The organism is Shewanella sp. CAL98-MNA-CIBAN-0140, assembly GCF_040309905.1.
GTDB classification, from domain to species: domain Bacteria; phylum Pseudomonadota; class Gammaproteobacteria; order Enterobacterales; family Shewanellaceae; genus Shewanella; species Shewanella psychromarinicola.
Window position 1 is genome coordinate 1 of sequence record NZ_JBEOPI010000022.1, and the last position, 12,904, is coordinate 12,904.

Below are 12,904 nucleotides of genomic sequence, written 5' to 3' on the forward strand. Positions count from 1 at the left end.
AGTTTATGGCCGTAGATTGAAAAATGAACCAATTTCCTTCAATAATAGTGATTTTTAGCCACTATGATCCAACCCATTAGAGGATTAAGCTGATTTGGAAGACGTGGTTATTGAAAGGAGTTTTAGATTAGCCAGCTTTTAAATGCTGGCAACAACTGGCAAAGTGTCGTCGCCGTTTTTCTAGATGTTCACAATAGCTAGTGAGTTCTTGAAGTGTACCCACTGGCCCGTGAAATAGCTTTCCAAACTCAGTGGTGAGTTTGAGCCAATGATCCTGAGGGATATTCAATCTTGTGAGTAACTTAGCACTACTAACATTGATAGCGCCACGCTTGTCATCTCGAATAATACGTCCAGTATCATCGACCAGTTCAAGATAATCTTGTAGTGAAAATGCAATGCCTTTAGGTTGATTTTTACGTTCATTGCCAATGAAAGGCAGTAAATTTTTGGGTTGTTCGCCTTTCAAAGCAGCCTTAATTCGCAATTGAATGCTGGTATGGTCTGATTGCTCTGGGTTGTCAGCCATCTTGGCTCTGATAGGATTGAGGTCAACATATGCCATGCAGGCCAATACTGCTACTTCATCAAGCAGGGCCTGAGATTTAAACCTGCCCTCCCAGAAACGCCCTGTACAGTTATCTTCTTGATTTGCTTGTCTTGCTATTGGCTCATTAAGACAGCGCATGAACCAGGAGATATCACACAACCTGCTTCGATAAGTCGCGATGGTGTGTTTTAACCTGAGCACATCATGGGCTTCAACTAACTCACCTTTAACAAACTTTTGGGTTAGCTCATCACCTTTAAACAGCTTATGCCACTGCTCAAGTACTTCTCTGTCAGTCCAATGATTTGCGGTTTCGATATCGATACGTAACACCACGTGTAGATGGTTTGACATCACAGCAAAGGCGGCTACATCAATAGAGAAAACATCAATTAATTCACATAATAGTGATTCTACCCAACCACGTCGATGATCGTAATTTCGACCAGAAAATTTATCATCACCACACAGGAAAGCGCGCCGTACCACACGGCTACAGCAATGGTAAAATGGCGTGTCTTCAACACTAATCTGAGTTCTACGAGGGCGTGGCATAACAAGCTCCAACATCGATAACTTTCTTGAGTTTAGTAGAAGCTTCTAAATCACGCTATTTATCGTGGATGTCCTCATTTAGTTAAAGCAATGCCATAATGGCCATCCGCTAGCTACATTCGACCCCCCCCCATCCACCTTGTACAAAAGTGTACCTCTCAGCGCTAAATTACATCACTTATGAGTATTGATATAACATTGTTAAATCTTCATTATTTGCCATGAAATATCCTTCCATGAATTCATTATTTATGGATGATGTTTTAAAGCTTATCAATAGCGTTCAAATTAATGGAGTATGTAAATGGAATTAACAAACAAGTGGCAACTATCTATCGTTGCTATAGCACTTTCTTTTGTATTAACTGGCTGTGACTCATCTTCCGAGGATGAGGTGATTCAAAACATTGCACCGTTAATATCTGCTAGCGCTGTTGTCACTGCAATTGAAGATAGTGAATACCTGTATCAGCTAACCGTTACCGATCCAGACGATGCCAATGACGGTACGAATTTAACATTCACATTAACCAATCCGCCAGATGGCATGACCATTAACAATACAGGTCTAATTTCATGGACGCCGCTTGAAGGTGTATTAACGTCTGGCACTGTGAGTGTCACAGTCCGTGATGGCGGTGAAGATGAAGCGCAACAAGCTGTACAGGATTTTGATGTCATAGTGACCCCTGTCAACGATGCACCTTTTGTGTCTGCTATCGCAGCGCAAAGTATTGATTCTGGATCAACATTTACTTACCAATTATTAGTCTCTGATGTAGACGATACTGATACTGAAAATGACATTAGCTTTGAGCTAGTCGCCGGACCAACGGGTTTATCGATTAGTCCTTCAGGCTTAATGAGTTATACATCTTCCGTATTAGAAACAATATCAACCGACATTTCTGTACAAGTTACTGACGGTGGTGAAGATGGCGTTGCTCCAGTTCAAGTTAGTTTCAATTTAAATGAAAAGTATTTTTATACTATTTCTGGCACCACAATTAACTATTTTAATGGCGAAGTTATCCCGGATAGTGTTGTGAGTTTGTCTAATGGCAACCTAGTTGTTAATACGACAACCTCTGATGCAGAAGGATTATTCACATCTAAAATTCAAGATATCCAATTAAGTGACCGATTGACTCTTGTTGCCGATGCATCGGATTATTCAGAAGCTGCGTTGAGCATTTCAAGAAATGAGTTAACCCAAGAGCACAATTTACTATTACAACCAGTCCATGCATCTATTAGTTTTGATGCGACTCAAGTCTCTGAGCTAGCTGTTGATGGTAATGTGCTTGTTACCTTACCTGAAAACAGCCTTGTCGACTTGAACGGTAACCTTGTGTCCTCTGCAGTTGTAGCTGAACTAACGGTCATTAACCCGGCTATTGATATTGAAATGATGCCAGGTGATATGCTCACAACAAACAGTGCTAACGAAATTGTGCCAATAGAATCATTTGGTGCTATTACAGTCAGTTTTGTTGATAGTGCAGGTAACAAGCTACAACTCGCTCCAAACAAAGTCGCGCAGATTAAAATACCTGTTGCAGGTACTAATCCCCCCGCGACGATACCGCTTTATTATTTCGACACCACGTCAGGTTTATGGATTGAAGAAGGTGAAGCACTATTATTTTCAGTCAACGATGAATCATTTTATCAAGGTAATGTTAGTCATTTCACTACTTGGAATGCTGATATGATTTACGACACCATTATAGTAAATGGTTGTGTGGAAGACGAAGATGGTAATTTATTAAATGGTGCTCGCGTTATTTCAGACGGACGTGATTACTTGGGGCGCTCACTCACATTCTCTATCGATGATGGCACATTTAGCATCCCGGTTAAGAGTCATTCTACCGTTTTACTTGGTGCAACAATCGAATTTCAAAGCCGTACATCTATTATTAACACTTTTGAAGAGGACATCACCTTAGCTGAGTGTTTAGTGCTATCTGAAGCGTTAACCAAAATAACCTTGAACTGGGGTGAAGCACCCCGAGATTTAGACTCACATCTCTATATCACTGATGCTGAAGGTAATGAAAGCCATGTGTATTATGCCAATTCAGAAGTCACTATTAATGAAACCATCATCTATTTAGATGTTGATGATATAACAAGTTATGGGCCTGAAGTGATTTCTATTCCTCAATTTCCTGTTGAAGGTAGTTACGATTATTACGTAAAGAATTTTTCTGACTCACCAGACATTAACCCAGCGACAACACGCGTTGAATTTATATTTAATAATGAACAACATATATTTAGCCCTCCAACAGATGGTATTACAAAATGGTGGCATGTAGCTAAAATTGAAAAAGATGCTGATGGTCAGTTATTGTTCGCTGCCATCAATGAATGGAGCGAAGAACCGCAGTCGGTGACTGTGCAATCATCACAAAGACAGCAATCAGTTGTTCCAATCAAAAAAATTGAATCAATTGTTAAAGGCATGATTAATAGCAAGTATTACGATAATCATACCAAGTAAATAGCGAGAGGGATTAAGTTAACACTTAATCCCTTTTTTATTCATTATTTAGTTTGTTACTGTCTTTAATGAATTTATCCACTTTACCTTTCTCAAACCTCATCGCCTTCCTCAAACTAGCTTCATTTTTCTCGATTACCTATTCCTGCAGCACCATCAGGGTAATCGGCCGCCCTAGCGTCAAAAGACCATCGGGTACAACAAAATTTTTCTATATTCAGCTGGACGAGGTCTTTAAATAGCCATTTTATGAAGTAACAAGATAACCCCCTTTTTATTTGAGTTGCCAACACCTACGCTCAATTACTGATGAGATGATTTCAACCCAAAAGTCTATGCATTCGGCAATTAATCGCCATAAAATGACTTATAAGCTAAATCTATCACAGCAGAAAAGCTTGTTATTTATCAAGTAGTATATGGGGATGTGGGATTAAGAATACGTGCATCAACCCAGACCTAATTTGATGAGCGGCTCGAAGTAAGGTGTACTTGTGCATTGATTATAAATTTAATGGTTGAAGTAATTGTTTACGTTTTAAGCAATTTTCAACAGTGTCAATGTACCTCCATTCCTATAGATTAAAAGGTATTTGAAGATCGACAAACAACCACTAAAGAGACGAGGAGCATATACCTTGGTTGTAAATTAATACTCTTCTTTTATATGAGAAAGCAAGGTGGCGATATTACAATATGAATATCCGACGAGAGGCGTTTTAGTCACGTCCCTGTGTTGTGTTGTGTTGTGTTGTCTGATCGATAGATTTTTGAACTTATCTAAGCTCACTTGTGGGCGGTTTAACGGCGAGTATGTCGCAGGGGAGTTGATTAATCAGCAGTTCAGGAATATGGCCTTTAATTGAGTGGATTAACCCTGTGTGCTCGGCCGCTCCCATGATGACCATATTCACATCGAGTTGATGGGCCTTGATGGGAATAGCATCTTCAGGTAAGCCATGAGCTATGTGACAGTGATATTTTTCAGACAGTAAATCTGCCACTGCGTGATTAAGAATGCTTTGCTGGTTTGCTTGTTGTGACAACATTGAATGAGCATGGGCCCTATCTTCGGTTTCAAAGGCTATACTGTAATTGTCAGCCAAAAAACAATTAATGAAGTGTAAATCATTATTGATGCTGTCTGCTATACCTTTAGATTCATGAATAATGTGATGATTAAAAGCTTGATGGCAATCTTGAGTGTGATTAATGTCTAAGGCGGTCAGCACGTGCCCTTGGGTCTGCCATTGACTGCTATTAACAAACATTACGGGTACCAAGGTTTCTCTTAATAAGTGCCATTCGTCAGCAGAAATTAACTCAGAAATAATGGAGTGATAACGTTTATGAGGCAATACCACAAGATCATAATGTTCTTGTTTTAGTTGATTTAGCACTGCGCGATAAATGGTGCTCGATTGGCAACTGATTTGTTTGCTTGGGTATTTGAGAACTTGCTCTAATCCTTTGGTTGTCAATGTTCGTTTTGACTTAGGTTCAATTACACAGCTTCTTTCTAATAGACGTTTCAACAGGCTAGTTTGGGTAAGCTTTACGGTTAGCAATGTGAGTTTTGCGCGTGATCTACTGGCTAAGATAACGGCTTTGTGAAATGAGCTATTCAGTAGGTTTGGTGTTTCTGTAACAGCTAATATGTGCTCATATGGGTACATGGTAGCGGCCTCCATCGTAATGGTATTAGACCTGTACAATCCTAGTTTAACAGAGGCATTTTCGCCTCATACTTCAGTATTAGTGGATCTCACCCTGACACAGAAAGATTGATTGACACTAACTGAGGGGGCTTTATAGTGAATAGTTAAGCCATCGAACCGGAGTAAAATCAAACATCTACATAATTGTTGCGACCATATTTATTGTTACAATTTTTATCCCACCTTGACCATAAATATTTGCGCCGCAAATGAAGCCAGCCATTTTACTAACTCAATCAACTATCGCAATAAACCCATATTGCAAAATCTAGGCGATTGAGCATTTTCATCCAAGAGTTTGTTTACAAATGCAAACAAAACGACTTGTTAGATGTAAGCAGGACTGTGCGGATTAAATACCGCCTCAGCAGAGGCACTCAATGTGATATGACATCGCATCTGAGTATAAAGTGAGTGTTGTTACATTAGGCCTAAGGAGATCTAAGCCACATGTTGTCAGTGAATGATTTAGTGATTACAAATTTTATCTGCTGCTGTTGTAATACCACCTTCACTAGGGATGAACTTACCTTTGCCTTCTAAAAACTCAATAAGCATCTCAGCGTCCATCTCCGCTGCAGAGCAGGTATGATAACGAGTATCAGCACCAAAGTTAGTATGCATTAACGTTTTAAGCTCTTGCTTTGTTAACGCAGAGCCATGGGTTAGCATCAATTGCATAACTTGATGGCCGTGTACTGATCCAGACATTGTATCTCCAATTAAGGTGTAAATTTATTATACTTTATAGCTTATTTTTTTTTCATAAATACAGATCTCACCCACAAGATCCGAAAAAATATTTTTTTGATGCCCGGATTAAAAAATGATACGGCATACCCACTACATCTGTATAAACGATACCCGTAAAATAAAAAATTAATATTCAACTTAGCATAGCTTTGCGAATAAATATTCGATGAAATCAGCCGTCAGAGTGATGATAAATTTAGCGGCATCTGTTGATTTATTAACGGCCTTTTGCATGGCTTTCGCTTTCTTTTGAGCTTTTTTCGATCTCTGCAAGTGCTGAATAAATTGCTTGAAAGATAAGCCTGTCAGCCTCCACAGTGTCATTATCAGGAACATCCCAGGCCATAATTTCGCGATATTTTTCGACGACTTTACGAATATCTTCAGTGATATTGTCTTGGTAACGTTCAATTTCTATATTTTGTATATCAGACATATAAATACACCTTAACCATAATAAGTTAGAACACAGGAGCTTGAACCGGAACGATTAATATTTCACAACGACTATGATTTTGAACATAATGCGCCACTGAGCCCAATAACTTGTTTATGCCTTTTTTCTTTTTTGCCCCAAAAATGGCTAAATCAACATCTTGTGCTTCCAAAAAAGACACAACGCCATAATTTATCTCACCACAAATTACTTTGGTCTCTATGGGAAAATCGGTATCCAAATCGTTTACAAACGCTTTCATCTGAAACTGAGCAGCATCAATAGCTTTTTTGTTTTGATCTTTGATGATATCTAGATCAACAACGTTGTAGCCCACTGGATCGCCATAGAGTGTATAAGCGAGTACTTCTGGAACAACATTGAGTAATGTTAACGAAGCTTGATAGTAGTTAGCTAATTCTATTGCGCGTTTGCATGCATGCTTTGAATACAAGGAAAAATCCACCGCAACCACGATATTTTTATAGGGGTGTAATTGTTCCACCGCCTTTTCAAACTCTTGTTTTTCACGTAACCAGTCCCATGCTTGTTGCAGATTTTCTCTGTTAAAATAACGCACTTCACTAGATATTAAAAAAGGCTTCGCGATTAACGCCATCCAATGTTCCCAAGACTTATCGCCAACCATCGCAATGCGATCAAAATCACTAAGATGTTTCATACCAAACTTAACATCATCTATGGCGGCATCTAAATCCCAGCCGGAAAAATTATCAAACTCAAAAAGTAATGAGATTTTGCCTAATCGTTTAATTTGCGTTTCAAGTTGAGGTAAAAAATTCTGATAATCTGCATCAGTTAATTGTCCTGAAGCTCGTACAGCAATGATATTAGCATCAAATACAGGGATAAATTGCAACATAGGATTTTCCTTCTTTTGCGGATAGTTCACATCCAGAATCAGTTAAAACACACTACTCACTAACTTCATCTTAAAACCTTTTTTTATAGAGCTTATTGATCAATGACAACATTTCAGAATGAAACGTTTCATGATGTTACAATTTAGTGTATTGAATTTGCTCTTACCTTTCCTGATTATATACCAGCTTCAAAAACCTCACGGCCTTGGGTCTTGCCCTGTCTTTGCCATGAGCTCTTCGTGTTCATCATCACGCGCCTCATGGGCCAGGAAACTCGGAGGACCCATCTAAGCCATTGAAAGAATAATTAATTGCATTTTAATTTTAGCAACTCTATCAAGGCTTCAGCAAGTTCTTTTCCTAGAGTCTTATTTAAGCTAATTATAGCGCATGTTCAGCATTTATTTATGCCTGTTGCTGATGCTCAGAGAGATGTTCATCCGTTGTATATTCTTGTCGTTGTTATTTAATTTTTTTTCAAACCCATAAATTGAGCCATGTTTGAATCCATAATATTTGGTTAATCACATCAATGGTAAACCTAGAAAACGAAGCAAAACGAAGCAAAACGAAGCAAAACGAAGCAAAACGAAGCAAAACGAAGCAAAACGACGAAGCCTAAAACACCCATCGCACTCATCCTATAAGATAACTTTTGATACTTTTATTTCGATAGCTTTTATCTTTATTCAAACGTACAAATTGAACGGGATTTATCAATAGGTTGGGCTCTGAAAAGTTTAATTTAAGCAATTAGGTAGATTCAAAGCAGCACAAACTGTTTGATAACAATAAAGGGGGGAGTAAGAGGTATTATTTGAAAATTAAGTTTTCAGCACCCAACCATCGTTGCCGGTTTGTTGAGCCTTATCGTGGTTTCCGCTCTCGATTTTCAAACAGTGATCAACATACGTCATACGCACTAATGCTGCAGCTTGGCGAGTAATGTTGGATTATTTTAATAGAAAATATCGGGATAATCTATTGTGGTGTTTTGGGTTTTATTAGCCTAGGGTAGAGATATTGTATTTGTTGTTTCAACATATAGCTGATTTTTAGCAACTGTTGAATGAATGTTAGGAAGTTCACATCATGCCCCATCCGCAGTTACTGCAACAACTTCAAGACGTTGTAGGTCAAAATCAAATCATTATAAATAAGCAAAAATCACGCCGATTTCGCTTTGGTTGGCGAACTGGCGGCGGTGATGCGCTTGCGGTGCTCAAACCGCAGTCTCTGCTGGTGTTATATAAGGCCTTGCAAGTGTGTGTTAACCACAAAGTTATTATTATTATGCAAGCGGCTAATACAGGGTTAACAGAGGGCTCCACACCCAGTGGTGATGATTATGACCGACCTATTATTATCATCAATACGTTGGCAATGGATCAAGTTTCTTTATTGGAACAAGGTCAACAGGTTTTAAGTTTTCCAGGGGCAACCTTGTTCAGCCTAGAGACGTTGCTAAAACCAATTAAGCGTACGCCTCATTCGGTGATTGGTTCTTCGTGTTTAGGAGCATCCGTGGTCGGTGGCATAGCCAATAATTCGGGCGGCGCGTTAGTCAAACGAGGTCCAGCGTATACTGAGATGGCGTTGTTTGCGCGGGTTGATGAACAGGGTGAACTACAACTGGTTAATCATTTAGGTATTGAGCTGGGTGAGACTCCTGAAGAGATATTAACCAATTTGATGACGGGTAATTTTGCTAAGGAAAACTTGGCGCCAAGCGATGCTCAGCGTTCAGATACAGAATATCAGCACCGTGTCCGTCAGGTAGATGAAAACAGCCCTAGCCGCTACAACGCCGATCCAAGGCGTTTATTTGAAGCCAGTGGCTGCGCAGGCAAGTTAGCTGTTTTTGCGGTCAGGTTAGATACTTTTGCCGTTGCTGAGCAAGAGCAAACATTTTATGTTGGCACTAACGATCCCTTAGTATTGGGCAGGCTCAGACGGGAAATTTTACAACAATATAAGCATTTACCAGAGGTGGGCGAATACTTACACAAAGATATTTTCGATATCTCTGCCCAGTATGGCAAAGACACATTTTTGAGTGTGAAACACTTAGGCACGGATCGTTTACCTAAGTTGTTTGCATTAAAAGGCCGAATAGATGCCGTGTGTAAATCGTTACCCTTTGTGTCTTCTCATTTAAGTGATTGGCTTATGCAACTTGCCAGTCGATTTTTTCCGCAACATTTACCGCCGCGTATTTTGCAATATCGAGCCAAATACGATCATCACTTAATTTTGAAAATGAGCGAGCAAGGTATTGCAGAAGCGAGAACTCATTTGACTGGCTTTTTTGCCGAGCAAGAAGGTGACTTTTTTGAATGTGATGCACAAGAAACACAAGCTGCCGTTTTAAACCGTTTTGCAGCCGCAGGTGCTGCTATGCGCTACCATACCTTATATCAAAAAGACGTAGGTGATTTATTGTCGTTAGATATAGCACTAAGACGGGATGATATTGACTGGTTAGAACAACTTCCGGAAGCATTGGAACAACAGCTTGAAATGAAGCTCTACTATGGGCACTTTTTCTGTCACGTTTTTCATCAGGATTACATTTTGAAAAAAGGTGCAGATCCTAAAGAAGTGAAGAAAAGCATGCTTGAATTGCTCAATAAACGCGGCGTTAAATACCCTGCTGAGCATAATGTGGGCCATTTGTATGAAGCAGAGCAAACTCTTAAAGACTTTTATTTAACTCTCGACCCAACCAATACATTCAACCCCGGTATTGGTAAAACTGAAAAAAACCAGCGTAATTGTAGTTGCCAACATTAATCTGTTGCCAAGATCCCGTTCCTTATGCAAAACAGCCCTCTACACAAAGGGGGCTGATATTTACCTAAGAATTGATGTCTGTTCACAGAGTCTAACTATTACAACGACTTTCGCATTGGAATACAATCCAAATGGATCCCCCGCGGTGAATGATAAGTTGACACTTCATCACCAACAAAACCACAGGCGCGATAAAATGATGCGGCATTTAGCGTGGATTCGAGTTGTAATAATTCAAGACCGTTCTCCAAGGCTCGGCATTCAAGAAATACCAACATTGACTTTGCAGCCCCTTGTCCAAAATTGTCAGGGTCGACAAAAATAGCGTCTATCATGCCCGTTTCAAGATTAACTTTACCGCATCCGATAACACGATCCTTGAATAGCGAAACATAGAAGTTCGCTACAATATCATTAATCAATGCCTCAGAGATGTCGCCTTGTGTCCATAATGCCAACTGCGATGAGCTGTAAAATCCGATGCATTTTTCAATAATAGCTCGGTTTCTCATGGTGTAAATAGATTGAACGTCAGACTCTAGCGCTTTCCTGATTATCATCGTAAATGACCTTGAATTAATGATCTCATGAATGTGATTTATTGACTTGATAACCGGCATCAATAATTGAATAAATCACATTCCAGCATTAACAACATAACGCTTAGCGCTTGTTTTAACAACTGTATTACTCATTAGAACTAGTCTGCGTTATCTAAAACTAAACCAATAGATTAATCGCGTTACAGCCAAGCTTAAAGCTGCAATAATAATGCTATGCGCAGTAACAGATTGATTATTCGACTACGTTATCCGCTTCATGTTTAATTTACTTCTAATAGGATTTACCGATGCGCGCTTTTGTAGTTCGAGCCAGAGCGGCTCCAGTTGATAGTCAGCAGTTTGTGGCGAGTATAGGCCAAGAGGCCCATACTGAAATTTTAGCCCATACCTTAATGAACACCATCTTTGTGGCCCAGTCTCATCGGGATGATGTTATTGTTTATTTAGTATTAGAAAGCACCCAAGATTTTTCTCGCACCATCTGTTTCCGTTCAGGTGAACTGGGTCATATAGGCGGCTTCCATGAGCAAAATTTAACCAATAAAATTGCCAAAGCCTTAACCGCGTCAAAGGGCATGACGAAAGAGCAATTGCGTGTGGTTGAGCCCGGCATTACGGTACGCACTGTGAGTTTTGAAAAGCTAGTGCAAGAGTTAGCCGAAGAATATCAACTGTATATGTTGGAGAAAAAAGGCACCCCAGTGCGTGACATAGAGTTTGCACATAATCCTTGTTTTCTACTCACCGATCATATTCCTATGCCTAAAAAGAGCTTTAATAGCTTAAAGCGACTCGGTACTCAACATATAAACTTAGGGCCAAAAATGCTATTCGCGTCTCAATGCGTGGTGTTAATCCATAATGAGTTAGATATACGGTTGTAAATCAATACGATTGGATCAAGGACCTGCAGTTGATGGATAATTTACGTCAATTAACGCTAAGCTTGTTGAGCTTACATAACAGACAAATCCTATCAATAAAGCTTAAACCTTAGTCTCCGTCGTCCTTGCTTTCTAATGGATGTCTTACCTTTTTGGCAATTTATTATGCCCTATTCCGCTACCTTGTGGATTGCCGCAGGTATGCGGTGACTTATGGCTTCCGACATCACTCAGTGGCATTACGATATGCTCATACCCGCTAATTTTTTCGTCAAGAATGCAAAATTAGATTTTGACGCCTCTCAAATAACCCGCCCAGGTCCCAAACAACACCGAAAGCCGACGAGATAAAACACTAAGTCGAAACGAGATTTGCGGCTGATGTTAAACGCTAACTTTTTAGAATGAGTCCGTGATGAAGTGGTTGATGTTCAAGACCCACACATTCGCAACCGTGTTATATTTATTGATGGCCAAACTCTTGAGCTAAACTGATGAGTTAAATGTTAATGTTGCGCAAAAGATAGCAGAAATGCGCCGGGTTATAATCTTTAGCGTAATGAAGGTTATGGTTTATTTATTGCTTGAAAATTCCACGCAAGTAGCGAGTTTGATAAGGGTTTATTATCCCTTGAGATAGCCAAGTGATCAGCCACGTTAACAACCTTTTTATCAGCTTGTACCATAATGCCGTTGTTGATCAAATCGGCATTAATGTTTAGGCTTAAATAAAATAAAATCTTGTTAATTCAAGGCTGTTTTGTTACAAATGCACTAGATTAAAAAAAATTAACGTTAAGGAATAACGAATGGATTGGTATGTAAAGGTTTTAAAACAGTATTTCGATTTTAGCGGCCGAGCACGTCGTAAAGAATACTGGATGTTTGCACTGATCAGCATGATCATTAGTATTGTGCTGACCTTATTGGATATGGGTGTGGGCTTATACAGTGAACTTTATGGTGCTGGATTATTGAGTTCTATTTATTCACTCGCCATCGTCATTCCAAGCATCGCAGTGAGTGTTCGTCGTCTTCACGATACTGACCATTCTGGTTGGTGGTTATTATTAATGTTTATCCCGCTGCTTGGTGCATTAATTCTGCTCGTCGTGATGTGCTTTAACAGTAAAGATGATAACGAATACGGCCCGAATCCAAAAGCAGAACCAAACCTTGGTGAGAGTGATGACTTAGCCGTTTAATCTTAAGTGATTCACTAACAGAGATTAGCATCACTCATTAAAAAAGAGCATGGT

The 12,904-nt window shown here is 39.5% G+C and carries 10 protein-coding genes; 4 read left to right on the top strand and 6 right to left on the bottom strand.

The window, feature by feature from the left end; translation table 11 throughout:
• Window positions 1-127: 127 nt before the first annotated feature.
• Window positions 128-1,105 (bottom strand): transposase, encoded by a 978-nt coding sequence (locus AAEY93_RS12410; protein ID WP_124011633.1) that lies wholly within the window; start codon window positions 1,103-1,105, stop codon window positions 128-130.
• 304 nt (window positions 1,106-1,409) lie between these two features.
• Here AAEY93_RS12410 and AAEY93_RS12415 point away from each other — a divergent pair, with 304 nt between their 5' ends.
• Window positions 1,410-3,614, top strand: a complete 2,205-nt coding sequence (locus AAEY93_RS12415; RefSeq protein ID WP_124011634.1) for a YfaP family protein — start codon at window positions 1,410-1,412, stop codon at window positions 3,612-3,614.
• A 776-nt stretch (window positions 3,615-4,390) separates the two neighbouring features.
• On the opposite strand, the gene AAEY93_RS12420 is transcribed toward AAEY93_RS12415, so the two are convergent.
• The 4 genes from AAEY93_RS12420 to AAEY93_RS12435 all read right to left on the bottom strand — a co-directional run bounded on the left by AAEY93_RS12420 (window position 4,391) and on the right by AAEY93_RS12435 (window position 7,434).
• Window positions 4,391-5,290: a universal stress protein gene (locus AAEY93_RS12420; protein WP_164839493.1), complete on the bottom strand. Its 900-nt coding sequence runs from the start codon at window positions 5,288-5,290 to the stop codon at window positions 4,391-4,393.
• Window positions 5,291-5,800: 510 nt separating this feature from the next.
• A complete protein-coding gene (locus tag AAEY93_RS12425; RefSeq protein ID WP_101031891.1) occupies window positions 5,801-6,043 on the bottom strand; it encodes a YecH family metal-binding protein in 243 nt (80 codons plus the stop codon).
• Between the two features lie 259 nt (window positions 6,044-6,302).
• Complete coding sequence (locus tag AAEY93_RS12430) at window positions 6,303-6,521, bottom strand: hypothetical protein (RefSeq protein ID WP_124011636.1); 219 nt, start codon at window positions 6,519-6,521, stop codon at window positions 6,303-6,305.
• Between the two features lie 25 nt (window positions 6,522-6,546).
• Window positions 6,547-7,434 carry an STAS/SEC14 domain-containing protein gene (locus AAEY93_RS12435; RefSeq protein WP_124011637.1) on the bottom strand — a complete coding sequence of 296 codons (888 nt, stop codon included), beginning with the start codon at window positions 7,432-7,434 and terminating at the stop codon, window positions 6,547-6,549.
• 1,063 nt (window positions 7,435-8,497) lie between these two features.
• Here AAEY93_RS12435 and dld point away from each other — a divergent pair.
• Window positions 8,498-10,198: a D-lactate dehydrogenase gene (dld, locus tag AAEY93_RS12440; RefSeq protein WP_124011638.1), complete on the top strand. Its 1,701-nt coding sequence runs from the start codon at window positions 8,498-8,500 to the stop codon at window positions 10,196-10,198.
• 98 nt (window positions 10,199-10,296) lie between these two features.
• On the opposite strand, the gene AAEY93_RS12445 is transcribed toward dld, so the two are convergent.
• Window positions 10,297-10,758, bottom strand: coding sequence for a GNAT family N-acetyltransferase (locus AAEY93_RS12445; protein WP_351077297.1), 462 nt, complete (start codon window positions 10,756-10,758; stop codon window positions 10,297-10,299).
• Between the two features lie 290 nt (window positions 10,759-11,048).
• On the opposite strand from AAEY93_RS12445, the gene trmY reads away from it, so the two are divergent.
• Both trmY and AAEY93_RS12455 read left to right on the top strand, forming a co-directional pair.
• The gene (gene trmY / locus AAEY93_RS12450; RefSeq protein WP_124011640.1) at window positions 11,049-11,645 is read left to right on the top strand and encodes a tRNA (pseudouridine(54)-N(1))-methyltransferase TrmY; all 597 of its coding nucleotides are present in this window, start codon (window positions 11,049-11,051) and stop codon (window positions 11,643-11,645) included.
• 809 nt (window positions 11,646-12,454) lie between these two features.
• Window positions 12,455-12,850, top strand: coding sequence for a DUF805 domain-containing protein (locus AAEY93_RS12455; protein ID WP_124011641.1), 396 nt, complete (start codon window positions 12,455-12,457; stop codon window positions 12,848-12,850).
• Window positions 12,851-12,904 lie beyond the last annotated feature (54 nt).